This is a genomic window from Bacillus sp. USDA818B3_A, from assembly GCF_009928415.1.
Lineage (GTDB): Bacteria > Bacillota > Bacilli > Bacillales > Cytobacillaceae > Neobacillus.
In genome coordinates this window covers 136,357-161,749 of sequence record NZ_JAABNN010000007.1, presented here as the reverse complement: position 1 = coordinate 161,749, position 25,393 = coordinate 136,357, and the positions used below count along the sequence as shown (strand labels likewise).

At 37.7% G+C, this 25,393-nt stretch carries 26 protein-coding genes; 3 read left to right on the top strand and 23 right to left on the bottom strand.

The annotated features are described in order from the left end of the window. Nucleotides 1-68 precede the first annotated feature (68 nt). The 3 genes from GXK58_RS14705 to GXK58_RS14695 all read right to left on the bottom strand — a co-directional run bounded on the left by GXK58_RS14705 (nucleotide 69) and on the right by GXK58_RS14695 (nucleotide 2,567). The gene (locus GXK58_RS14705; protein ID WP_160723903.1) at nucleotides 69-1,214 is read right to left on the bottom strand and encodes a DEAD/DEAH box helicase; all 1,146 of its coding nucleotides are present in this window, start codon (nucleotides 1,212-1,214) and stop codon (nucleotides 69-71) included. Nucleotides 1,215-1,312: 98 nt separating this feature from the next. After that, a complete protein-coding gene (locus tag GXK58_RS14700; protein WP_160723902.1) occupies nucleotides 1,313-1,603 on the bottom strand; it encodes a DUF5658 family protein in 291 nt (96 codons plus the stop codon). A 115-nt stretch (nucleotides 1,604-1,718) separates the two neighbouring features. Further along, the gene (locus GXK58_RS14695; RefSeq protein WP_160723901.1) at nucleotides 1,719-2,567 is read right to left on the bottom strand and encodes an MBL fold metallo-hydrolase; all 849 of its coding nucleotides are present in this window, start codon (nucleotides 2,565-2,567) and stop codon (nucleotides 1,719-1,721) included. A gap of 249 nt (nucleotides 2,568-2,816) precedes the next feature. Between GXK58_RS14695 and GXK58_RS14690 the strand changes: the two genes are divergently transcribed. Beyond that, entirely contained in the window at nucleotides 2,817-3,176 is a 360-nt protein-coding gene (locus GXK58_RS14690) for a hypothetical protein (protein ID WP_160723900.1), read from the top strand. Nucleotides 3,177-3,308: 132 nt separating this feature from the next. On the opposite strand, the gene GXK58_RS14685 is transcribed toward GXK58_RS14690, so the two are convergent. Then, nucleotides 3,309-4,325 carry a 4Fe-4S binding protein gene (locus GXK58_RS14685; RefSeq protein WP_160723899.1) on the bottom strand — a complete coding sequence of 339 codons (1,017 nt, stop codon included), beginning with the start codon at nucleotides 4,323-4,325 and terminating at the stop codon, nucleotides 3,309-3,311. Nucleotides 4,326-4,505: 180 nt separating this feature from the next. Beyond that, on the bottom strand, nucleotides 4,506-5,492 hold the full coding sequence (locus GXK58_RS14680) for a Gfo/Idh/MocA family protein (RefSeq protein ID WP_337248186.1): 987 nt from the start codon (nucleotides 5,490-5,492) through the stop codon (nucleotides 4,506-4,508). A 236-nt stretch (nucleotides 5,493-5,728) separates the two neighbouring features. Between GXK58_RS14680 and GXK58_RS14675 the strand changes: the two genes are divergently transcribed. Together GXK58_RS14675 and GXK58_RS14670 are read left to right on the top strand one after the other, a co-directional pair. Beyond that, nucleotides 5,729-7,387: a glutamine--tRNA ligase/YqeY domain fusion protein gene (locus GXK58_RS14675; protein WP_160723898.1), complete on the top strand. Its 1,659-nt coding sequence runs from the start codon at nucleotides 5,729-5,731 to the stop codon at nucleotides 7,385-7,387. 144 nt (nucleotides 7,388-7,531) lie between these two features. Continuing rightward, complete coding sequence (locus tag GXK58_RS14670) at nucleotides 7,532-8,368, top strand: hypothetical protein (RefSeq protein ID WP_160723897.1); 837 nt, start codon at nucleotides 7,532-7,534, stop codon at nucleotides 8,366-8,368. 55 nt (nucleotides 8,369-8,423) lie between these two features. Here the strand turns inward: GXK58_RS14670 and GXK58_RS14665 are convergent, their stop codons facing one another. From GXK58_RS14665 to GXK58_RS14580, 18 genes are all read right to left on the bottom strand, one after another. Further along, nucleotides 8,424-9,452, bottom strand: coding sequence for a sensor histidine kinase (locus tag GXK58_RS14665; protein ID WP_160723896.1), 1,029 nt, complete (start codon nucleotides 9,450-9,452; stop codon nucleotides 8,424-8,426). 19 nt (nucleotides 9,453-9,471) lie between these two features. After that, a complete protein-coding gene (locus GXK58_RS14660; protein WP_160723895.1) occupies nucleotides 9,472-9,921 on the bottom strand; it encodes a GAF domain-containing protein in 450 nt (149 codons plus the stop codon). Between the two features lie 13 nt (nucleotides 9,922-9,934). Beyond that, nucleotides 9,935-10,588: a response regulator gene (locus tag GXK58_RS14655; RefSeq protein WP_160723894.1), complete on the bottom strand. Its 654-nt coding sequence runs from the start codon at nucleotides 10,586-10,588 to the stop codon at nucleotides 9,935-9,937. A gap of 14 nt (nucleotides 10,589-10,602) precedes the next feature. Next, nucleotides 10,603-11,256, bottom strand: coding sequence for a sensor histidine kinase (locus GXK58_RS14650; protein WP_160723893.1), 654 nt, complete (start codon nucleotides 11,254-11,256; stop codon nucleotides 10,603-10,605). A gap of 245 nt (nucleotides 11,257-11,501) precedes the next feature. Further along, on the bottom strand, nucleotides 11,502-11,783 hold the full coding sequence (locus GXK58_RS14645; RefSeq protein ID WP_160723892.1) for a hypothetical protein: 282 nt from the start codon (nucleotides 11,781-11,783) through the stop codon (nucleotides 11,502-11,504). After that, complete coding sequence (locus tag GXK58_RS14640; protein ID WP_160723891.1) at nucleotides 11,770-12,081, bottom strand: hypothetical protein; 312 nt, start codon at nucleotides 12,079-12,081, stop codon at nucleotides 11,770-11,772. The genes GXK58_RS14645 and GXK58_RS14640 overlap by 14 nt, the downstream gene beginning before the upstream one ends. Then, entirely contained in the window at nucleotides 12,074-12,265 is a 192-nt protein-coding gene (locus GXK58_RS14635; RefSeq protein ID WP_160723890.1) for a hypothetical protein, read from the bottom strand. Before GXK58_RS14635 ends, GXK58_RS14640 begins: the two co-directional genes overlap by 8 nt. Then, nucleotides 12,255-12,779: a QcrA and Rieske domain-containing protein gene (locus GXK58_RS14630; RefSeq protein ID WP_160723889.1), complete on the bottom strand. Its 525-nt coding sequence runs from the start codon at nucleotides 12,777-12,779 to the stop codon at nucleotides 12,255-12,257. Before GXK58_RS14630 ends, GXK58_RS14635 begins: the two co-directional genes overlap by 11 nt. 12 nt (nucleotides 12,780-12,791) lie before the next feature. Then, nucleotides 12,792-13,352: a 4Fe-4S dicluster domain-containing protein gene (locus tag GXK58_RS14625; protein WP_160723888.1), complete on the bottom strand. Its 561-nt coding sequence runs from the start codon at nucleotides 13,350-13,352 to the stop codon at nucleotides 12,792-12,794. Continuing rightward, a complete protein-coding gene (locus GXK58_RS14620) occupies nucleotides 13,352-15,541 on the bottom strand; it encodes a molybdopterin oxidoreductase family protein (RefSeq protein WP_160723887.1) in 2,190 nt (729 codons plus the stop codon). Before GXK58_RS14620 ends, GXK58_RS14625 begins: the two co-directional genes overlap by 1 nt. Then, complete coding sequence (locus GXK58_RS14615; RefSeq protein WP_160723886.1) at nucleotides 15,528-16,610, bottom strand: respiratory nitrate reductase subunit gamma; 1,083 nt, start codon at nucleotides 16,608-16,610, stop codon at nucleotides 15,528-15,530. The genes GXK58_RS14620 and GXK58_RS14615 overlap by 14 nt, the downstream gene beginning before the upstream one ends. A 148-nt stretch (nucleotides 16,611-16,758) precedes the next feature. Further along, nucleotides 16,759-17,961 (bottom strand): hypothetical protein, encoded by a 1,203-nt coding sequence (locus tag GXK58_RS14610; protein WP_160723885.1) that lies wholly within the window; start codon nucleotides 17,959-17,961, stop codon nucleotides 16,759-16,761. Nucleotides 17,962-18,091: 130 nt separating this feature from the next. Beyond that, a complete protein-coding gene (locus GXK58_RS14605; RefSeq protein WP_160723884.1) occupies nucleotides 18,092-19,255 on the bottom strand; it encodes an HD-GYP domain-containing protein in 1,164 nt (387 codons plus the stop codon). 162 nt (nucleotides 19,256-19,417) lie between these two features. Beyond that, the gene (locus tag GXK58_RS14600; RefSeq protein WP_160723883.1) at nucleotides 19,418-20,653 is read right to left on the bottom strand and encodes an ATP-binding protein; all 1,236 of its coding nucleotides are present in this window, start codon (nucleotides 20,651-20,653) and stop codon (nucleotides 19,418-19,420) included. A gap of 180 nt (nucleotides 20,654-20,833) precedes the next feature. Beyond that, entirely contained in the window at nucleotides 20,834-22,249 is a 1,416-nt protein-coding gene (locus GXK58_RS14595; protein WP_160723882.1) for an amino acid permease, read from the bottom strand. A 700-nt stretch (nucleotides 22,250-22,949) separates the two neighbouring features. Next, nucleotides 22,950-23,699, bottom strand: a complete 750-nt coding sequence (locus GXK58_RS14590) for a C39 family peptidase (RefSeq protein WP_237389679.1) — start codon at nucleotides 23,697-23,699, stop codon at nucleotides 22,950-22,952. Between the two features lie 181 nt (nucleotides 23,700-23,880). Further along, the gene (locus GXK58_RS14585) at nucleotides 23,881-24,327 is read right to left on the bottom strand and encodes a threonine/serine exporter family protein (RefSeq protein ID WP_160723881.1); all 447 of its coding nucleotides are present in this window, start codon (nucleotides 24,325-24,327) and stop codon (nucleotides 23,881-23,883) included. A 15-nt stretch (nucleotides 24,328-24,342) separates the two neighbouring features. Next, nucleotides 24,343-25,107, bottom strand: coding sequence for a threonine/serine exporter family protein (locus GXK58_RS14580; protein WP_160723880.1), 765 nt, complete (start codon nucleotides 25,105-25,107; stop codon nucleotides 24,343-24,345). Nucleotides 25,108-25,393 lie beyond the last annotated feature (286 nt).

Sequence of the window (25,393 nt, the reverse complement as noted above, 5' to 3'; positions counted from 1 at the left end):
TGTCCCCTATTCCTTAACAGTAACCAAGTACTTTTCACGAAACCCCTCGTGAAATAGACCCAAAGAAATTATCGTTTTAGCTTTTGACTTCTTTCTTCTTCAGCCACAATTTCCCCTTGATAGAAGACCCGTTTATGGAGCGGGATTTGTAATTCACGGCAAAAACGTTTGAGTTCTCTTTCTTCCCGTTCAGTTACCAATGAAATTATGGTACCGTCAGCACCCATTCTCCCTGTTCTGCCGGCTCTATGCACGTATTGGCTAATATCCTTTGGAAAGTCGATCTGAACGACATGGCTTACTCCCTGAATATCTAGCCCTCGCGCAGCAATATCCGTAGCAATCAGCATTTTCATTTTTCCATCACGAAAATCTTTCAAGGCTGCTTGACGCTCTAACTTTTTCATATCACTATGGAGGATACCAATCGATAACTCTTTAAACAATAACTTTTCTTTAAACACTTGAATCTCACCAATATCATTAATAAAAGCAAGCGATTTACTTTTCTCTAGACGAACAATTTTCTCTAATAGCTTAATTTTATCTCTTTGTTCTGCTAAGAAATAAATATGTTCCACTTCTCCGGAGGAAGCAATTTCGTCTTTTTCAACTTTTAAGATTTCAGGTTCTTTGGCTATGTCTTTAGCCAGCTTTTCTGTTGCCTGCTTCATGGTAGCCGAAAATAAGACAACTTGGCGGTCGCCCATGGTCGATTTTACAATCTGCTGTACAGTCTGCAGATGCTCAGGAATCAACAACTGATCTCCCTCATCCAGTACGACCATTTTAACTTCATGCATTTTTACTTTTTTTTGTTTAATTAATTCCAATAAACGGCCAGGTGTAGCAAAAATAACATGAGGCCGCTTCTTTAATTTTTCAAGCTGCCTTTTTACGTTTGCACCACCAATAATAGATGTGCCTCTAATGCCGCTTCCTTCCGACCACTTTTGGAATTCTTGATACACCTGCATGACAAGCTCTTGTGAAGATGCTAAGACAACTGCCTGTAAGGATGGTGTATTAGTTTCGATTTTATTTAATAAAGGGAGTAAGTAAGCTAGTGTTTTTCCAGTACCGGTTGGGGATTCCGCAATGACGTCCCTTCCATTAAGAATAAGCGGAATAGCTGTTTCTTGGATGGTTGTTGGTTCTTGAAACCCAGCCTTATTCCATGCTTCCTGTAAAAAAGGTTGTAAAGTGTTTAACATTTTATACTCCTTCTATATCTACATCATTTTTTCCTTATTATTTGTTAATCGATATCGTATTGATACTATCTGATTTTTGTTAAGGTGTCTAGTTTGGATTAGGTAATGTATAGAATCATCCAAAACATGTGGTAGACAAGGACTGATAAATAGAGGATGCAGGTCGAAATAAGCAGCGTTCGGATCCTTCCCTTAAAGGGTCTTAGATAAAATAACCCTAGCAGCACAAGCGGGAGAACTATCTTAATTACATAAAAATAAGACCAGCCTTTGTCAATGACCTCTCTCATGAGCGGGTTCGCTTCTTCAATCGCACCCGATGAGATTCCAAAGTGTGTTAATACAGCATCTAATAATCCAGCAGTAAACAAAAAAATACAGGGGTTCATAGGGCTCCTTTCCATAAGACCAATTGGTTTGTATACATATCTATCGGTGTATTCTTAATTAAGAACAAATATCCCCAAAAACAGCTGCTTAGGAAAAGCAGCCTAAAGAATGAACTTAATTTACATATTCCCCACTTTCAGGTTTTGCAATCTCATCAAAATGATCGACTAAGTAGCGAAGATTCTCAGTGAGTTCGTCTCCGCTCATCGGGATCCCATGCCCTGTTACAGCTGCTTGCGGCTTCAATGCCTCTAACTTTTTCACTGACTCAAAGGCCGCATCCCAATCAGTTGTATAATATCTAGGAGGTCCGCTGATTTCCTGGGCCTGTGTCATAACTTTATAAAGAGATTCCTGTTTCACAGTAACAAAGGCATCACCAGCGATTAGTGTTCTGTCTTGTTCGCGGAATAAAGAAATATGGCCTGGTGTATGACCGGGAGTATGTATCCATTTCCACCCATTCATATTAGGAACCGTTCCATCACTCGGAAGTGCCTGGATATGCTTACTAATATCAATTCCATGGTTAGGAAACATTGGCGACATTTTAGCCACAAGACCGCTGTCCACATTTGGATCGCCTGGTGGATAATCTTTTTTCCCTGTTAAATAAGGGAGTTCTTTTTCATGTGCATAAACAGGTGTATTCCAATCCTCTAATAAAGCAGCGATTGAACCTACGTGATCGAAATGTCCGTGTGTTAAAATAATTGCCTTTGGAATGGCATTTTCCCCAAACCTCTCTTTTATCATATCTTGTATTTGATCTGCGGACTTAGGCATACCTGTATCGATCAATACAAATTCATTTGTTTCACTAGGATTTCCAGCTACGACAAGATTGACGATTTGATCGGTATAACAATAAACATCTGATCTTACTGCAACACCCATCCCGTTCCCAATAGAAGTCATCGGCAGGAATGTTTCTTCAAATTTGTTATCTTGAGTCTGATCCATCATATCCCCCCTTTTCTGATTTATTATTTAACCCAGAAAGTAAATTTATGTCAGCAAGAACACAAACACATTATAACAGATTTTATCCTTCTTAATAAAGAACTAAACGGCTGGCTGGATCCAAACAAACCCCTTCACATACAAGTGGTTTAAATTCGAAAGGTTTGTGAACATTGCTGGTGATTCGATTTAATTAAAGGCAATTGATGATAGAATGAATCCTAGATAAACAATATATTGGAGTTGAATATGATGTTTAGCAAGATTGCAATGTTTGCTTCAACCTTGTTCTTCTTTTTTGGAACAAGTTGCTTCGCTTACTCAAACCCGGTAACTTCTACTCCTAAATTTACATCTAATCAGATTGAAAATTTTCATAATAATTCAACAACATTAACTTTAGTGTCGGCCTCAAATAATCATACAAATTTACAAGCAGCCGACACAAGAAACACCAATCATGAGACAGAAAATGCTGCATTGCTTATGAAAAAAGACCAGAGTATGGAACCATCATTTAAAAATTATGTTGTTCCGATTACAGTATGTCTTTTCCTCCTTATCGGTCTTAGCAGCTACTGGTTTGTGTTTAGGAAGAAGCATGTTTAGATTTTATATCTGCAAAAAAAGCGTGAATTCTCATTCATGCTTTTTTTGTAAAATAAAAACAGTACACGGAAAGTATACTGTTTTGTTCTATTATTATTAAAAAGGTTCTTTTATATTTACTCCTCCTTATTTTTAATGACCAATAGAATGAGCTTCCGGGATTAGTTGTTTCCATTCATCATAAGTAATAATGGTATCCCAATGCCCTGTCATTTTTGCGAAACCAACTACAATGAAAAATAAAACAAAGAATGTAACAGGAACCAACCATTTATTTACCTTCTTCTTTGCAACTGTCATGTTTAAAGTATCCTTAATCGGACAGGCCTCAACACAAGACATACAGGCCGAGCAATTCAAAGAGGTTACCTTTTCCATTTTATGAACCTTTAAACGCTGAGGACAGACCTTTGTACACATTTCGCAATCGGTACATGTATCGGTATTCCTCTCTACTTTTGTCATTCTAAGGATAGAACCCAGCCCTATCAATGCCCCGTATGGACAAAGAAACCGGCACCAGAAATTGCGGAAGAATAAAGATAGGAAGAAAATAACGATAATAAACTTCAATGTAAATCCACTAATGTTTAAGAATAAAAGCAGCATTTTAACATCTGAAACTTTATTATAATGATCAACTAGAAAGCTTTTGGCAGTAAAAATATCCATTTGGAGAACCATACCTATAAATAATAACATCAGGACATATTTTAATGGGGTTAACAGCCAAACCAGCCACTGTGGAAGATCAAAGTTCTTTTTAAATATCTTTCTGCCCAGCCAGGCAATTAACTCGTTTGCTGTACCAATTGGGCAAATCCAGCTGCAGAAAGATTTACGGAGAAGAATGCCTGCCCCAACAAAAAACGAGAGCAGAACGAGACCAGCTGGGTGAATGACATCAAAATCCCCACTCGTCAGCCAAACCTTAAGTGCAACAAGAGCACTTATTGGTAAAAATCCCTCTACCGCGGATGGACGTTCGACAAATGGGGTTTTACCATTCGTAAGAAAATGTTCATAAAACTTAAAAAAACGTAGACCTATGTATAGCGAAAATAGCAAAAACATAGCTTGTACGGCATATCTGGTGATTTGTACAGGCTTACGTTTCAACTGTTTTCTATACCAAGCTTTTGACTTCATAAAGGTTCCTCCATTCATTGTTAACCTAACTATAATGAACGCCCAAAAGCTGGTAAGTGACTAAAATCATCGGCAGATTTTATTTCAAAAAAACTTCACAAGTATATTCTTAAATTTGTCAAAAAGTTAATTGTAAAAGTAAAGAAACCAGCGGAATACTGTTCCGCTGGTTTCTTCCTATTATTTCTCCACCGCAAAGACAATGTTATTTTGCTGCCTTGCTTCTTCAGTGATACGAAGCACGATTCTGCTCCAATCCTTCAATTGCTCATATTCTACTCTATTATTGGTTTCAATAATATCCGCGATATTGATACATTCATAAACCATGTTTTGATCTTCTAGGTTCACACTTAGGATTTGGCTTTCCTTGGTCCGTGTATCATGGAACTTAATTTCTGAGATAGGGGCAGCATCTTCAAGGATAAATGTCCCCTTCTCCCCGTGTATTTCACATGGAATAATGGAGTCTACTATTTTAGAACATAGAACCGTGCAAACAAAGCCCTCATAATCTAACAGTAATGTGCCGCCTCCATCAACACCGCTTCGCAAAACAACTGGGTGATAAGAGACCTTCTTAGGTTTTCCAAATAGACAGACAGCCAGATATAGTGGATAGACTCCCAAATCCACCAGCGCCCCGCCAGAATAGGCTGCGGAAAATATATTTGGCTCCTCCCCTTCTAAAAATAAATCATAGCGGGAGGAATATTTCATATAAGGAAGAATGGCACTTCTCAGAGTGCCCGCCATCTTCAGCTTTTCCTTAAGAATTTTAAAATTAGGAGTGTGGATATTACGGATGGCCTCAAATAAATAGACGCCATGTTCTTCAGCCGTTTTATAGGCTGTTTCCAATTCAGCTAAATTAGAAAAAATCGGTTTCTCGCAGATCACATGTTTTCTATTTTTTAAAAACGTAAGTGTTTGCTCAAAGTGAAGCGAATTGGGTGATGCAATGTAAACGGCTTGAATTTCTTCACTTCTAGCCATTTCTTCTAAATCCGTGTAATAGTGAGGTGCGTTATGTTGACTGGCAAGCTTCATCGCATTTTCCTCAGTCCGTGAATGCACCCCAACTAATTGGTATTGTTTACTTAGCTTGGCCGCTTGGATAAAAGATTCGGTAATCCATCCGGTACCTACTGTGGCAAAGTTGATCATTGAGTTACCCTCTTCCTGTTTAATTCTCTAAGATAGATACCATTTTATCCTTTTTAAACCTTGCATGCCATTTAAAACAAGTATTTTTTCATATTCTTCCTGTTTTGAACATGAATTGTTGGGAAGAATGGAAAAATATCAGATTTTATGTTATTTATATGTAATAGATATTTAGAAAAGTGTAGAGCTTTAATCCGAATAGGAGCAAGACACTAAAGAGAAAGAGGGTTGAAAAGGTGGAAAATCATAATTCAAATTTCATAAAAGATATTATGATAAAAGATTTGGAATCCGGTAAACACCAAAAGGTTATCACACGATTCCCACCAGAGCCAAACGGTTATTTGCATATTGGTCATGCTAAATCAATTATCATCAACTTCGGATTAGCTGATGATTTTAATGGACAAACCAACTTACGTTTTGATGATACTAATCCATTAAAGGAAGATATTGAATTTGTAAACTCGATTAAAGAGGATGTTAAATGGCTTGGCTTCGAATGGGATAACTTATACTTTGCATCCGATTATTTCGAGGAAATGTACAACCGCGCTGTTCTTCTAATAGAAAAAGGTCTCGCCTATGTTGATGATCTATCAGCAGAAGAAATCCGTGAATACCGTGGTACATTGACCGAACCCGGAAAGAATAGTCCTTACCGTGACCGTTCCATTGAAGAGAATCTTGATTTATTTAAAAGGATGCGTGCCGGTGAATTTGAAAATGGTCAAAAAGTTCTCCGTGCAAAAATTGATATGAGTTCACCTAACATTAATCTGCGTGATCCGGTTATTTACCGAATCGCCCATGCAACACACCATAATACAGGGGATAAATGGTGCATCTATCCAATGTACGCTTTCGCTCATCCGCTCGAGGATGCAATCGAAGGGGTAACCCATTCGATCTGTACAATTGAATTCGAAGATCAACGGCCATTATATAATTGGATTGTCGAACAATGTGAAATGCAGAGCACACCGCAGCAAATCGAATTTGGCCGTTTAAATGTGACCAATACCGTAATGAGTAAGCGGAAGCTTAAACAATTAGTGGAAGAAGGATTTGTGGATGGCTGGGATGACCCGCGCATGCCGACGATTTCCGGTATGAGAAGAAGAGGCTTTACTCCGGAATCCATTCGTGCCTTCGTAAAAGAAACAGGCGTTCATAAGGGTTCTGGTGCCGTTGATTCACAAATGCTCGAACACTATGTCCGTGAGGATTTAAAATTAAAAGTACCGCGGACCATGGGGGTCATTAACCCGTTAAAAGTGGTGATTACCAATTATCCTGAAGGACAAATAGAATTATTGGATGCCGAAATTAATCCGGAAAATCCTGATATGGGTATGAGGAAGATTCCTTTTTCCCGCGAACTATATATTGAAAAAGATGATTTCATGGAGGATCCGCCAAAGAAATATTTCCGTCTCTTCCCTGGCAACGAAGTTCGCTTAAAACATGCGTACTTCATTAAGTGTGAAGAGGTTGTCAAGGATGCAAATGGTGAAGTCGTAGAACTTCGTTGTACCTATGATCCTGAGACAAAAAGCGGCACAGGCTTTACCGGAAGAAAGGTCAAAGGAACGATTCATTGGGTAGAAGCAACCCATGCGGTTCCAGCTGAGTTCCGTCTATATGAGCCGCTTATTTTGGATGAGACAGAAGACAACGATTCGGAAGAAAAAACGTCTTTCCTTGATCATGTGAATCCAAACTCATTAGAAATATTGCAAGGCTTTGTTGAGCCAAATATGAGGGAAAGCAGACCACAGGATAAATTTCAATTCTTCCGCCATGGCTATTTCAATGTGGACCCGAAAGATACAACAGTCGATAAGCTTGTCTTTAACCGAATTGTATCCTTAAAGAGTTCTTTTAAATTATAATCAAAAAAATGCTCAGGAATAAAACCCTGAGCATTTTTCTATTTATTTGGCGTTTTGACCAAAAAAGCACCGTTTGTTTAATAAATTTCTCCTTTCAAACGAACAATAATAAAACTAAATGTCAAAAGTAAACTGGTGTAAAGAATGGGAAAAAAGATAAAGCCTTTCAATAAAAACACAGCTCCTTTTTTGGCGCTAGCATTCATTCACTTAGGTTTGTTTTTGTTATTGTTAAAACGTAAAAGACAGAAGGATATTTGGATATTACTATTATCAAACATTGGTTTTGCTTATTTATTTGAATATCCGACCCTCAATTTATTTAATGGTTATAAATACAAACCGTCAATTATGAAAAAGCGTGTTTTTGATTCCATTTTAGGAGCCATCTTCTCTCAAGCATTTTATGTGCCAATTGCAGCTACTTTTCTAACTCTGCTTAACAAAAACTGGAAGTGGAAAATTAATTTCAGCATTTTCTATTATTTTATTGAGAAATTATTTTTACGATTACATATTTACAAAGTGAATTGGTGGAAGCCTATATACACTCTGGTTTTATTGAATGTATATTTTTATATCAGTGATGGATTTTATAAGGCACTTTCAACACAAAAAAAATGGGCAATGGCAATTGCCCATTACTTTTCTATTGAAGTAGTGTGGGTTACTTTAATGTATATTTCTGCAATGAAACGTTATATTCGTTTCGGGCGGGGATCTTTCCATACGTGGACGGAACATTTTAAAATAATACCTTTATACAGTTTGATACTCTCTTTTATTGCTGCCTTTACTTCTTCAAAGACTGGGTTGTTTTATAGGAGCCTGCCGACATTAAGCCAGATTATCATTGATATAATTTTGGTGAAGATGAATATTTTAAAAGTGAATACCAAACCATTTTTAGTTACTTGTTTTCGATACTTAGTAATGACATTTATCTCAAGATTTTTTTATAAAACCATTTACAAAAAGTAAGGTAACCATTTTCTTGAATGGTTACTTTTTTTTCTCAACTAATCCCAAGGGTATTTTAGTGAAGGCTTGGTTCATTATGATCAGATATTGGTATTTCTAAAATTACTTTTGTCCCTTTTCCAGGTAAAGAGATAATAGACAGCTCACCACCAACAGACCGTGCCCGTTCATCCATACTAAATAAGCCAACTCCCAGGGTCTGCCTCCCTATATCAAAGCCTACTCCCTTATCTTCCACCATGACCCTTACCAGATCATCCATTTCCCTAATCGTAACGGCTGCTTCGGTAATTCCGGCATATTTTCGTATATTGGTTAAGGCTTCTTGAATAATACGATAAATCGTCAATTCAATACTGATCGATAGACGCTGGTTTAATACACAATCAAAAAAGACATCTATATTGTAATGGTCTGAATAACGGGATAGAAAGGATCGAATGGCTGGGACTAAACCAAGATCATCTAGAACGGATGGACGCAGTTCCCACGAGATTTCCCGTATCTCTTCAATCAATTGTGCTGCTTCCTCATGCATTTGCTGTAATAATGGATGGTCGAGTTCTGACATCAACCGATTAATTGTGATCAAATGACTATAAAGATTTTGGCCAATCCCATCATGTAAATTACGTGATAAACGTTTCCGTTCTTCTTCCTGAACATCAATAATGGAGCCCATCATTTTTTGAAGCTCCTGTTCCACACGCTTTCTTTCTGTAATTTCATAACGAATCGCGACATATTGATAGGGCTTACCTTTTTCATTTAAAAACGGAACGATGGTTGTATCAACCCAATAGTATGTACCATCTTTTGCTTTGTTTAGAATCTCGCCCTTCCACACCTTCCCACCACCAATTGTTCTCCACATCTCTTTGAAAAAACCCCGGGTATGGTAACTTGAATTGACAATTCGATGGTCATTGCCAATTAGCTCTTCTCGGGAATATTTCGAGATATGGCAGAATTGGTCATTTACATATGTAATCGTTCCTTTCGAATCAGTTATCGCGACAATGGAAGATTCATCAAGGGCAAACTTATAATCCATCAGTTCATTTCTCGTTTGCTTACTATCCATGATTCATTAACCCCCTGATCTAATCCATATAATCCTTTACTATTACTTCTAAAGCCTGGGCCGATTCTTTCACACATTCTTGATCCGTATCGCGAAAAATACGTGAATCACGGTTTCCAACCAGTAATACTCCCTTTGGTACACCATTAAAAAATAAAGGAACGGCATAGCATGTATTCAGCTTTTCGGCAAGAGCGATTGGATAGTCTGTCACTTTTCCTGTAACTTGCTCAGGAAAATTAACCATTTCCATCGGTGATCCTGTTGAAATGATCTTTCCAGCTATCCCCTTCCCAAAACGGACGGAAATTCGTTTATACTTATCGTTTAAATTGCCAACAGCATAATGCCATCTTACGTCTGGACCTAGTTTATTTTGGATGGCAAGGCTGACAAAATCACAAGACACCTGAATCTTTAATTGATCACAAATCTTAATAACCTCTGGTAATTCCTTGATTTCCGTCATTTAAGGGCACTCCTTATATCCCATAACCTAAGAGCCCTTTTTTGACCGCATACTCCACCAGCTCAGGACGGGTTTTCATTTGCAGCTTCTCCATCACTTTTCCCTTATGAGATTCAACCGTTTTTACACTGATCACTAACTGCTCTGCTATTTCCTTGTTTGAATACCCTTTTGCAATAAGGGTAAGTACTTCTTGTTCTCTGTCTGATAACAGATGATATGAATCATTACTATCCTGCTTAGCTCCAGCCAAATACTCTTCCATTAATCGTCTTTGCGCTGCAGGATGAAGATAAGCATCCCCTTTTGCCACTGATTCAATTGCAGACATTAACTCAGAGTGCGGTGCACTTTTTAGAATACATCCAGACGCTCCGCCTTCAATCGCACGGAATAAATATTCCTCATCATCATGCATAGTTAATATTAGTATATTTACCTCAGGCATTTGTTTTTTGAGCTCTGTTGTTGCTGTAAGGCCGTCTTTTCCATGCGGCATGCTTAAATCCATAACTACAACATTCGGCTTCAACTTTAAGGCCTTTTTAATTCCTTCATTTCCTTCTGACGCTTCCCCGACAACTTCCATTTCAGGATTGGTGTTTAATAACATCTTTAGACCGCTTCTGACTACTGCATGATCATCAACTAATAGAATTTTTATCAATGATTCAATCTCCTTTATTTCTTTAAGGGCACTATTAATTCTATTGATGTCCCTTCTCCTATTTTAGAAGATATCGAACACTTGCCGCCAGTTAGATGCATCCTCTCTTTCATTATAGCTATTCCTGATGATTGAGGAGACTCTTCATGTTCATCCAGTTGAAATCCTTTACCATAGTCATGGATAGTAATTTTTAATTCTGCTTGTGTCCATAGGATGTTGATTTTGATTTGCGATGTATCCGCATACTTCGCAATATTCGCCAGCGCTTCTTGACATACGCGAAAAACAGCAATATTGGAGCGCTCTGGCAGGGAGACCTCTTTTCCAACTGACTCTACATCCACCAAAATTCCAAACGTCGATGTATATAACTTCAGATAACTTTTTATTGCCGGAAGTAAACCAAAAGTAGTCAGGGTTGGCGGATGTAATTCCACAGATAAAAGCCGAATCTCCTGGATTGTCTTTTCGATGAGCTGAGACATCTCCCGCACATAGCTTTTCATATTCTGCTCGGTTACTCCTGATTCAATAAACTGCAATCCTGTCAAAATACTATATAAATTTTGGCCGACACCTTCATGCAGCTCCATAGCGATCCGTTTAATCTCTTCTTCCTGTGAATCAATAATATAAGAATTGATCTTTTGTTGGATTCCATCCATTAAGGTTCCCCCTTTCTCTTTATATATTAAATACGTAGGCTCTGTTAAACTTGGCTGTTGATTTCCGCTCCAGGCGTTCGCTTTCCGCGGGCGTGCCGGGGAGCCTCCTCGACGCTGAAAGCGTCTACGGGGTCTCCCCAGCCCCGTACTCCCGCAGGAGTCGAGCGCCTTCCGCTCCAATCAACAGTGTTAAAGTACAACAATGTCGTTTAACAGATCCAATAAGCAAAAAAGTCAGGTTCTTATTAAAAGACCTGAACCCTTTTTATCTTATAGGTTAACCCGCTGTCCGCATCAATTGCGGACCACCATTCGTCAGACTCATTGACTTTACTTGTAAGCGGCACGGCAAGAAAGTAAAAATCATCAAAATAAAAACGGATATGTGTTTGATCAGGACAATATTCTACCTTTTTGATGGTTTTATTTACACTAGCAGCCTGATCGCCGCCTTGTTCATCTTGGATGACAATTTCTACAGGATCCCCTGCAAACTTTTTTACTTCTTCAAGATTAATGAGTTCCACAGCTATTACATCCTTTCAGAACAGGATAGATAAACATTTTGTATCCCTGCAGATACTCCCAGAATTTCTCATCTGCATGATCTTCGATAAATTCAATCGTTTCTTCTTCTGACTGCCAATTGCTCATCCCTTTAATCTCTGCTACAACCATTTCAATGCCATCACTCGTTTTTTCTTCTAAAAACCAATTTAAACGCTTCTTTGCAAAGGTTTGTTTTAATAGTTCATCGATTTCCACTGAAAAACCGCCTGATGCGGCTCTTACAAAACAAAAATCAATATATGTTTCACTAGTCATGGATATTCACACCTTTTTTGTAGATAAGAAAGGCAGCCGCAAACAAAACGACGTTAATGACAGCAGCAATAATGGTGTTCGTATAGTTTTGATAGAAATATTGATGAACCATCCATTGTGTAAAAATAATATTTAGCATAAGCACAACTAAAAGGAGCCCTACCGGTACGTAACTACGCTTCATAACGTTTCACCCCCACGGCATACACCGCGCCGTTTTCTACTTTGACATAGATTTCTGGAAGCGGACGTCTTGGCGGTCCCGCAATCGGCTCACCTGTTTTTACATCGAATTTCCCATGGTGGCATGGGCACAACATTTCACCCTCATCTTTTTTCCAAAAAACAGGGCAGCGGAGATGGGTACAGGCATTTTGATAGGCCACATATTTATTTTCAGACAGCCTGATCAAAATCGCACTGTCATGTTCACCTGGAAAGGCGAAGTCAACCGCATCACCAACGGGAATTTTACTTACATCGGTAATTTTGTGCTTTGGATATTTTTTATCACTAAGTCCAGATAGCTCCTTCGCCGCCAAGGCTCCCCATGGAAGAGAGGAAACCGCGAATACCCCGGCTGCACCTACCAGGGTTTTCATGAAACCGCGGCGGTCCAGCTTTCGTTCATTATTTCGATTGATATTGTGTGTATAGTTATCTTCATTGAACGGGATTTTATTATTTTTCTCTGTCATAGCCACTCCCTCCTAAAACAATTTAGTGACGCCCTGAAGGATACCAGGAAGATTCACTTTCACATTCGTTTCGCCTTCTAAGAAAGGCATACTTGTAACCCACTTGCCATTATCAAGATTAAATTGTTTTTGCTTTGCTTCGATTTCCTCATCAGTCAGCCATTGTAAGGTATTAGATGGGCAAACACTCGCACACATTGGCGGTATGCCATCCTTTGAACGGTCAATGCACAAATCGCACTTATACATTAGATTTTGCTCCGTATCAAACTTCGGTATTCCATATGGACAGGCGATCGTACAGTTTTGGCAGCCGATACACTTTTCAACAAGAGCTGATAAAACAGCTCCTGTTTCGTGAATTTGGATGGCTTGTGCCGGACAGCTTCTTGCACATGCCGGATTCACACAGTGAAGGCACATTAAAGGCATGGTTTGGCGGTTAACAAGCGGATTCACATCATACACATAGTTACGATTGCGCTCTTCGTGCCCGCCGCATTGCGTACAGGCAGCCAAACAAGAACGGCACCCAATACAGTTTTCAAGTTCCAAATATAATCTCTTTTTCATTACTGAACCGCCTTTCTTGCAAGTTTTTCTATCTGCGCTGCACAAGCTTTGAATTCCGGCATTCTTGACATTGGATCAAGTGCGGCAATCGTTAATAGATTAATAGATTGATCGTGACCAAAATGGTAAGGAACAAATACAGTATCCTTCCGGATGGCTTCGGTAATTTTAACTTTATATTCCGCTTCGCCTCTGCGAGTATATAGGCGGACATATTCTTCATGTTCAATGTTGTATTTAGCTGCTGTTTCAGGATGCACCTCTACGTAAGGCTCAGGGCACATATCACGTAAAAACTGAATACGTCTAGTTTGGTTACCAGATAGGTAATGGAAAACCACACGTCCAGTTGTTAATCGTAATGGATATTTTTCATCTGGTTCCTCCGCTGGCGGACGGTATGGAAGTGCACAAATTTTTGCCTTTCCATCTGGATGATAAAATTGTTTATCTAAGAACATATGTGGTGTTCCTGGATCATTTTCGTCACGGCAAGGCCAGAAGACGCCGTCTTGCTTGTCAATTTTATCCCATGTTGCACCATAGTAGTCAGCATAACCGCCCTTAGATGCTAAACGGAATTCATCCGCCACATCTCTAGCTGTTTTTAAGTGAGAGAAGTATTTCCCTCTTCCTAAACGTTCAGAAAGCTCCACTTGGATCTGCCAGTCTGGCTTTGATTCACCTATCGGCTCTTGAGCTTTATTGATTTTAATAATACGGCCTTCAAGGTTTGTAACCGTTCCTTCGTCCTCAGACCATGTAACAGTTGGAAGGATAACATCAGCGAACTCTGCAGATTCGGATAGATAGAAATCAGCACAAACCATAAAGTCTAAGCCTTTTAAAGCTTTACGAACAAAGTTTAAGTTTGGTGCAGATACCGCTGGGTTTGAGCAAAGTAAATATAAACCGCGAATTGTTTTCTGCTCCATTAGTTCAAACATCTCATAAGCAGATACGCCCGGCTGCGGCATTTCTTCGGGAGTAATTCCCCAAACCTTGCAGACTTCTTCTACATGCTTAGGATTGGTGATTTTACGGTAGCCTGGCAGTAAGTCTGATTTCTGACCATGCTCACGGCCGCCTTGACCATTTCCTTGCCCAGTGAATGTTGCTACGCCTGATTTAGGGCGTCCAATTTTTCCTGTTACTAAGGCCATGTTCGTGTATCCAGAAACATTATCAACACCCTTGTGCTGCTGCTCAATTCCACGTGCAAACATAACAATTGCATTTGGGGCCTTACCATAAATTTCTGCCGCACGGATAATTTTTTCTGGGGCAACCCCAGTTAGTTCACTTGTATATTCCGGAGTAAATTGCTCTACTAATTCCTTTGTTTCTTCAAAACCATTTGTATGATTATTTACAAAATCCTCATCAGCATAACCGTTCTGGATTAATAAGTTTAGAATTCCGTTCGCAAGGGCAAGGTCTGTTCCTGGACGTAAATCTAAATGAACATCTGCTCTTCTAGCGATTGGCGTTTCACGCGGGTCAGCTACAATTAAGTAACCGCCTCTTTCTTGGACATTCCATATACGGAACATCGAAGTTGGATGACATTCTGCCGTATTGCTTCCTGCAATAAATAAGCAATCTGTTTCATGAATATCTGTCCAAGGTAATGTTGATCCGCGGTCGACTCCAAAAGAACGCAGGAAGCCGCCGGCAGCACTTGACATACAGAAGCGTCCATTATAGTCAATATAGCGTGTTTGTAATGCTACACGGGCAAATTTGCCTGTTAAATAACACTTCTCATTCGTCATGGAAACACCGCTAAAAACAGATAAGGTATCTTTTCCATAATTCGTTTGTAATTCGGTAAATTTCTTTGCTATTAAATCAAATGCTTCATCCCATGTCGCTTCACGGAAGCCCTCTTTCGTTCCCTTTAATGAAGCATCATCACGGATTAGCGGTTTTAAGATACGATCGGTGTGGTTGGTTTGCTGGTAAGCCGTAACCCCTTTAGGGCACATTTTTCCGACGTTTACTGGCCAATCATAGCGTGGTTCAACACCAATGATTTTATTGCTTCTTGTATCAACACGCAAGTTCATGCCGCACTGCATACCGCAATAGGCGCAATGGGTTTTAACAAGCGTTTCATTTGGGTGGCGCAGATTTTCGATTTCTTTAAAAAATTTGTCTCTTGGACCTTTTTCATTAACCCTTTGCATTCTGGTTTGCCTCCTTGACCTTTACTTGGTGTGTCGGGAATCCTGAGAATTGTGCGATGCGATATTTTCTGCGGCATGGCAGGCATAATTCAGCAAGATTAAAACCGTCTTTCATATTAAATTCCATCTGGTTTACACCTAAAACATTGATAACATCGTTAGATTGTTCGACAGATACAAAGTGATCTCCGCACACTTTACATTTTTTCATTTCTTGTTCACCGTAGTGTTCACGGTAGTTTCTAGCAAACACACTCATTGGACGGAATGGGATATGTGCTAACTTTCCGAATGGAAGATAAATTAAAGTGATGATGACGGAAAATTGGTGGATCAACGACATTTGCGGCTGCATCCATCCATGTAAAAACACGTTTTGGACAGTTAATAAAAGTCCTGTAACAGAAATAAACAGTAATAGATATAGCGGTAAAAAGTCGTACATAAATTTTTGCTCTGCTCTGGCTTGCATATTTTTTAAGCGGCGGCGCAATGCCATACATACCCCGGCAGTAACCATAATGGCTGCGATATTTAAGGCATTATAGGACATCCAGGCAATGATTCCATCTGCTTTTACATGCATGATGTTCAAGCCGAATAGTACGATGGTATAATATCCGTTCTCTTCCATCGTAAAGTACATCCAGCTGAATACGAGCGGAAAGGTAACTGCACATGCTAAAAGGCAGCCCCAGCCGATTAAGATGTGCTGAACCCATCGGTAAATTCCCCGATTTCGGATAAAATCGTAAATTGCTAAGTGATTGACCGCTATCTTAGGGGTGCTTTTTCTAAATAACAGCTTTATGCCCTTTTTGATAATAATTTTGGTTGGCGGTCTTTCTCCCCATGCGATGAAACGGTAGAAGAACCCGCCGATAAAGACGATCGTTCCGACCATATATCCGTATAGGTTCAAGTCAATATGTGTAAACATTCTTGTTCCGATAAATGTTAAAATAGCAAGGCCGACAATGGATAAAAACATGGATTTAGCAAAGTGGGAAGCAAAGGCATTATTTAAAGACTTTCCCTCTTTTGGCGTTGCAATAGTAGTAGATTGCATTTTCTTGATCCTCCTCAAAAAAAATAACACTTCCGTTTTTCTTATCCTTATTGTAAGAAAAACGGAAGTGTTATCTATATAGGGGAACTCCCCTATTGTGCGGGGGAAAAACCCTTAAAAAAGTTATTTTAGACAAATCTTTGTCACATTATCTTTGTACGTACTTTTTCCGCCAAGAGTATAGAAGAAGGGCTAATCCAATTATGATTTGTAATGAAAAAGCAAATGCATCCCAAAATGCATACGAACTTATCTCATAAGTAAACCCTGGGAGAACCTTTTTCCAAGCAAACAAAATTTGGGGGATATAAAAAGTAAAATAAAGAGCCACCGTTAGTACCACTCCAATACTATAGAATATAGAATAGAGGATTACGATTTTTCTTTCCCCTGCAAAAAATGGATCTTTATTTATATTTTTATGGACAAAAGGAAGTTTTGTACTTATGAGGTGTTGGGCATTTTCCATTAAATTATAACAGCCTGAAACATTTTCAAACACATAATATAAATCGGTTTTCATGTAAATACATAGTTGATAGACTATGCGAATAAAGGTGTCTAATACAATCATTTTCATAATACTATTGGAAATTCCCGCTCCATCACCCAAAACAAGTTGAGTAATCAAAGCACCAGAGAGGATTACAGTATCAAAACAAATACCAGAGAAGTATAAAATATTCCGATCTTTAGATGGTAATTTCCATACAGAAGACATGTCGGTTTCTAAGACAACTAAAAATAGTCGGTGCCCTACTTCTAACTTAGCAGGCAGATTGTATGCCCTCATAGCTAGTACATGTCCGAATTCATGGATTAAAACTAAAAAGAAAGTTAAAAAAAGCCATACAGGAATATTTATGGTCATGTATTCGGTTAGAAATAGATCTTTATAGTGGGGAAATAAGGCAGGTTTTTTAATACAAAGGGTAACGCTAATAACAAATAAAGCTATATATACGAAAAAAGAGAGATTATTAAAAAAGAATTGTCCCAGTTGAGGTGTAATCCATGTAAAGCCTTGTAGTTTATTAATTGGTTTTAGTTTTGGTTTTGGTTTTTGCTTTTGTTCAAAAGGTATACCATCTATATTTGCAATAAGTTTCATGTCTAATAGCTGTTCTGCAAAATCAAGTATGTCAACATCCTCTTCAGGATATTTTGAGGTTAGTTTAATCTGAATTTTCCCTAATGGTAATCCATCACAAATCAGATTAAGGGCATCAATACAAATTTTAGGCATCTCATAAAATTCCCCATAGATTTTATCTTCAACAATATAATTTTTTGTATCTTTGCGGATTTCTAAAGGAACTAACGATACTTTTGAATTTAGTGTAAGGTTCATATTAACACCCTTTTAAATTAATAAAAAAGAGAGATGCCTAATCTTTGCAGCATCCCTACTTTCTTCTGTTACTTTCCTAAAAAAGGACACCACCAGCAAGTTGTTTTAATCTTTTTTAACTTACGAATTTTCATATCTCCATCTCCTTAGGTAATTCCCATTGTTTAGTCCATTGATAGTTACTATGAAATTTAACCCAAGCAGGAAAAACTTTTTGAAATTCCTCCACTAATCCCGGATCAAATTGAGAACCTTTACCATTTAAAATACGGTTATATGCTTCTTCAACCGGTAATGCTGCCCGATACGATCTAGAAGAGGTCATAGCATCAAAGGCATCAGCTATAGATGTAATCCTTGCAAGCAACGGAATATCCTCGCCTTTTAATTGGTCAGGGTACCCTCTACCATCCCAACGTTCATGATGGGAACGAATTACACAAATACTGCCCTGTATTCCCTCAACATCTTTAACAGCTTCAGCACCTACACTTGGATGTGATTTTATAATTTCAAATTCTTCATCTGTTAACTTCCCGGGTTTCATTAAAATATGATCAGGTATATGAACTTTCCCAATATCATGTAATAAACTCGCGTAGTAAAATGACTTTAATTCGTCTCCTGAGAATTTACCTATCTTTTGTGCTAGTAACAATCCATAGCTTGCAACTCGTTCACTATGTCCTCTTGTATATGGATCTTTCAACTCTAAGGTAGCAATTACACCCTTGACGATTCCTTCCAACTGCTTATCGTAGGATACCTTAACAGCTCGAACATAACCTTGAAAGCGAACTAATAAGAAAAATGACAGTATAGATAGAGTAGCAAATATTATTACTACAAAGGCAAGGTAGGAAGCATCTAGTATTATTGCAGTTAGAATGTATTTCCCAATAATCCCTAAACTCACCAACCAAAAATACCGTGTACTTAGGAAAATTGGTAATGAAAAAACCAGAAACACTTCTACCATATTCCCACTGTTATATTCTTTTCCACTAATAGAATAGGATACAATATCAACAATAAAAACAGTTATAAGGTAACTTATAAAAAATACGTATTTAATTAAAGATTGTTTGTTTTTTTTATACAGATACACCATAATCGGAATCAATAATGTAAGTACTATATAGTTTAAGTACCAAAAGTTGCTAGGAAATCCACCTTTCACATGATCAATATGGACAGGTTGTATATAGTAGTAGAAAATGTCATATCCCAACATAATAATATAGAAAAATATTAGAAACCATTTGATGGTACGCTGTTCTTCATGTGGCAACATATCGATCCCCCAAGTATGTCTTTACACACTGTTTTGTTTAATAAATATAAATTATTCAGAGTGACGTAATACTTACAAAAACATTTATAGTATCCTATTACTCTACATTATATAACACTTAAAAATTTCATAGCATACATTATTTTGCGATTTTTTGTAGAATTAATAACTATTTTTTTGCATTATTGGTAGGCTAACCTTTACTTTTGTACCCTTACCTAATTCACTCTCAATTTTAATCTCTCCATTATGATCCTTAATGATTTGGCTAGTAACCATTAACCCCAGCCCTGTTCCATCGCTTTTGGTAGTAAAAAAAGGTTCACCTATATTAAGAATGTTACTATCAGCAATTCCACATCCCTCATCTAAAATGGAGATAAACATTTTTTGTGACTCGATTATTTTTACATTAATTTTTATCTTTCCACCTTCAGTCATCGATTCAATTGCATTTTTAACCAAATTAAGAAATACTTGCTTCAATTGAGTTCCATTACATTCAATAGGCGGCAGGGGACCTTCCATAAATATTTCACTCTTAATTCCCTGACTCTCAGCTTGTTGTTGAGTAATGGATAGCGTATAGGCAATAATTTCCTCAATTCGTTCTTTTTTAAAATTCTTTTCTTTCGGTTTTCCTAAGTACATTAAGTCATTGACGATCGAGTTAATTCGGTCGATTTCTTGAATCATTATTGAATAATGATCATTGGTATTTGGATACCGTTCTTGTTGCAATTGAGTAAAACCTTTTAATGATGAAAGGGGATTACGAATTTCATGGGCTATTCCAGTAGCCATTTGACCAATAACAGCTAACTTTTCTTTATGGCGCAATTCTTCATGAACATCTGTTAAAGATTTGATAAAGGAATTAAAACGAATAAGCAAAGTATAAGCAATTAGGGAAAGGATAATATAAATAATTATCGGCATAAATACATGCATACTCTGTAAAATCAGGCCAAGTATCAATTCTTTGCCGATTAGACCCAGCGAAATCACCAAAAAATATTTCATATTCACAAAAATAGGGCTGAAAAGAATGAATAATACCTCTACAATATTGCCTGATGTATATGGTTCATTAATTCCCCAATAACTCACAATGGAATCAACAGTATCAATACCTAGATAAGCAAAGATATAGATATATTTCACAATAAAAGGATTACCCTTTTTTAAAAAATAAACTCCAAAAGTCAAGATCCCTAAAATCAAAACGTAACTTCCAAAATTCGATGAGATTAGGTTTTTATCCTTATATATGGTTGATTTACTCAATTGATAAAAAGCCTCAAAGGAGAAATACACTATATAAAACAACCACATAAATAATACAACTGCCTTCTTTTCTTCGAATACCAACTTGGGATTTATATTTCCCTCTTTCATATCTTCTTCTCCTAAAACACTATTAATGAATAATTAGTTACAACTACCCACTTCTATTCTATCATCAATCACGATTAAATTAATGACATATATTTACGTAAACCTTATTTTTTCGACATTATTCGATATAATCTTATCAAAAAAAAGAACTTGCTTAAAGCAAGTTCTTTTTCCAATTGACTAGCTGACCTTTTCCATCTGCTCAGCCTTATTATTAAGTGTGGAGTGCCTCCGGCCATAACCGAAGTAAACGAATAATCCGATGACTAACCAAACACCAAAGCTTAACCATGATACAACCGGAAGCTGCAATGCAAGATATCCACAGAACAAGAACGCTAAAATCGGGATATACGGTACAAATGGTACACGGAAGCCTGTTTTTGGTGCCTGCTTATTTTTACGTAGATATAAAATTCCGACTGACACTGTCATAAAGGCGAATAATGTACCGATATTAACCAATTCTGCAAGCCGGCCCAATGGAACTAAACCTGCAAAGATTGATACTAATATACAAGTGATCCATGAGTTAACCATCGGTGTCTGCTTCTCCTTATCAATTTTGGAGAACACTTTCGGCAGTAATCCATCACGGCTGATTGCGTAGAATAAACGTGTTTGTCCATAAATCATAACTAGCAAAACCGTTGTAATACCAGCAATAGCGCCTAGCGATATGAAACCTGCAACCCAGTCCTGGTGAATATAGTTCAGCGCAAACGCTACAGGGTTTTTAACATCAAGCTGCTGATAAGGAACAATCCCTGTCAAAATGGCTGAAACAATAATATATAAAACCGTACAAACTAGAAGCGATGCTATAATTCCGATAGGCATATTCTTCTGCGGGTTTTTCACTTCTTCAGCAGCTGTAGATACAGCATCAAATCCGATATAGGCAAAAAATACAGTAGCCGCACCAGTTGCCACACCAGAGAAACCAAACGGCATAAACGGAGTCCAATTTCCTGGTTTTACATACCAAGCACCTACAGCGATAAACAATACAACAACTGCCAGCTTAATAATAACCATAATTGTATTTAATCGAGCCGACTTCTTAACACCTTGTGTAAGTAACATGGTGATTATAAAAACGATTAAGATTGCCGGTAAATCAATAAAAGTTCCATTTGCAGGATTGTAAGCACTTGTCAGAGCTTTAGGAAAATGAATTCCAAACCCTGCTAATAATCCTTGGAAATAACCAGACCATCCGCTTGCAACCGCTGATGAAGCAAGCCCATATTCAAGGATTAAATCCCAGCCAAGTATCCAGGCTACGATTTCACCAAAAGTAGCATAGCTATACGTATAAGCACTTCCGGAAACCGGAACAGTCGAGGCAAACTCTGCATAACAAAGGGCAGCAAAGACACAAGCTAATCCTGATAACACAAAGGAAAGAATTAAAGCTGGGCCTGCATGTTCTGCAGCGGCAACACCGGTTAGGACAAAGATACCTGTTCCGATGATTGCCCCAATTCCAAGCATTGATAAATCAAACGCTCCTAACTCTTTCTTCAATCTTACATCTTTTTGACCCGCATCTTGGATCAGTTGTTGTATTGACTTCTTTCTAAATAAATTCATATCGAAATCCCCCTAGGGTTAACTTTTCTAAAATTTCTGAATAAGATTAAAAACTTATATTTTGAATAATATAATCATTTTTCAGAAAAAGCAATATTTTTTCAAAAAATAAATTATTTCAAAATAGTTCCAAGGGACAAATTCCCATAACCCCCTCTATATGAACCTTATTTTTCCCCATAACAAACATTCATACGTAATAAACTTATTATCTTGAGAAAGTATTGCATCACTCTCTAGATAATAAAAATGACTAACCACCAAAGAATTTCCCCCAATTCACTTGACATAAATAAAAAAACAACGTAATATTAACGTTTGTGCTTCATTTATATAGTAACTTGTAATAAATAAGAATATGCAATGTAAAGATTTTTCTGGCATTCTGCTTATGTTTAATATAAAAACTTATTCACACTGGATCGGCTTCGGAGCCGTTAGGATGTAAGAGAGGTAGGGCTTACGTCGTTTAGGTATAACCATCAGGTGGGAGAATAACCGCGGCAAACTTGTTTTTATTAACAATTACAATAAATTAAATTTTTACCTTGCAATGGCTAAAGAGTAGGACAACAACCATTCACAAGTTACAATAGATTCTGTTTATGAATCAGCTTCAAAGAAGGCAGAGGGATCATCCCTCTGCCTTCGTCCAATTTTAGGGCATAAAAAAATCCTGTATGAGATCATACAGGACCAATTATTTTTTTATAACAATAGCTTGCTTTCCCATTTGTTCCCATGCCTTAATGAAACTGTCTCGATTTAGTTTCTGATTTTTACCGCCATATGGGTTATTAATATAGATATAATCCTTATCATATCCTGTTATTGCTACACTGTGTTCGCTAAAAGTAATTTTAATTTTCCCTTGTGGAGTATCCCAAGTTTGAAAAACGGAGATGGGAGCAAAGCTGGACGTGGTAATAATCCATACAGGATTGCCCTGGCCTACCTCTTTTAGAATCTCAGAAAATGGCTTTCCAGTAAGATTAACGGCCCGATCACCAACATATTTTTTGGTTAATTCAAAAACAGGTCCATTATAAACACCCAGTCCCGGCCCATGTGCCATATCCCCTACAAACCCAACATTAGGATTCCCTTTCTTACCGTTACTATATGTTAATGGAACGGTTTTAATATTGTCAGCTAATTCGTTCTTTGTTACCTTAACTCCTTGATAATTAAGAATCATTGCAAGGCTGGTTACCTCGCAGCCATTATAAAGCAAAGGCTGGTCCATTTGCCGGATTAACGGCACATCTAGTACGATGCTGTCTGGCAGGCTTGGTGCTTTTTTCGCTTGCAGTTCCAATTTTCTTGTACTTAGGGGAAGTGCTTTACTCACCTTTACAGCAGCCTGACGGTCAGACATAACGGCGAAGATTGTTTTCGTGCTAAAAAATGAGAACAAGAGCAAAACAATTATGATTAGGAACTTTTTCATATAATATAACCATTCCTTGTTAGTTTCTATGATGTACTATTAAATTACTATAATACTACTTTATAACAATAACAAAATCTAATTAAGGTAGAAAGATAAAGAATCACCAATTTTAAGAATATTTACCTTTTCTTAATTTTTCTTAAAAAAATCCCTCATTCGGAAAAGGGAAATAGGGATTTTAAGCATTCATTTTTGAGTGTTTGATTTTTTTAACGATCTGGTTGATCACCTCAGAAAAAACTAAACCAAAGGCAATGGAACCAGCAAGCATAAGCACTTCCGCAGCCAAAGCAATAGCCGCATTATAATCATTTTCTACAATATTTCTCATCGCATCATATGCCAGACCACCGGGAACAAGCGGAATAATACCAGCGACACTAAAGATAATGATTGGCATTTTATAAATTTTTGCCATCTCCTGACTAAGTAATGCAATAAAGATAGCTGCCGTCACTGTTGCAAGGATGGCATTATCTGAATAATCTTCGAGCAAGAAATAAATTAACCAGCCTCCCATTCCAATTAAACCGCATTTTATTAAAGATTCTTTAGGAGCATTAAACAATATCCCAAAAGCTGCGGTTGCTAAAAAGCTGGTTATTGCTTGTGAAAAGATCACCATTCCTATTCACCTCACTTAATTTAAGAATGATAAAACAAAGGCAATACCGGCACCGATGGCAAAAGCCGTTAAAAAGGCCTCAGCACCTTTTGACAATCCTGAAACCAAATGGCCAGCCATTAAATCACGGATGGCGTTCGTCACTAAAAGTCCTGGAACGAGCGTCATAACAGAGCCAATAATAATGGTATCTAATTTGTTTCCTAAGCCTGTTTTAACAAAGAATAAGGAAATTAACCCGATAATGAAGGAGGCTAAAAACTCCGAAAAAAACTTTATAGGCACAAAGCGATGGAATGTAATAAAGCTTATATATCCGGCTCCCCCAGAGATCATTGCTGGGATGAAATCATTCCAGCCTCCGTTAAACATAATCATAAAACAGCCGCTGGCTAATGAAGCTGCTGCAACTTGGCAGGCGACTGGAAAAGATTCATTTAATTCTTCAAGCTCTCTTAACTTGATTAGCGCTTCCGTTAGATCCAATTCCCCGCTGCTAATACTGCGCGAGATGCTATTCACCATGGCGACCTTTTTTAAATCAGTCGACCGTTCAGAGATACGGATTAATTTTGTTTTCGTTGGTTCCGAGCCCTCCGCAGAGAAAATGATCCCTGTTGGAGTAACATAACTATGTGATTTTTCTATCCCAAAGGAAGCAGCCATTCGCATCATTGTATCCTCTACACGGTAAGTCTCACCGCCGCTTTGCAGCATAATTTTACCTGCCAGTAAGCACACTTCCATTATTTCATACGTCTTCTCAATCATTTTATCCATTAAGATATCTCCACATGTTTTAACTTTTAATACTTAGTTTAAATCAAATGCAGGGATTGAAGCAATTAGGCTAACCCTTTTTAACGGTATGACTTTCTTCTTTATCTATTAATGCTATATATCATAAAACACCAAATGAAAAATTACTAACAGCCCACCCGGGGTAAGGAGTGTTGAATTTTCGGGCGAAAAGCTGCTTTCTACATATAATATCACTTTCAAACAAAAAATGATGAGTGTGGGTGAATGAAGCTGTATCGTATAATTTTTTTGCAAAATAGTTTTA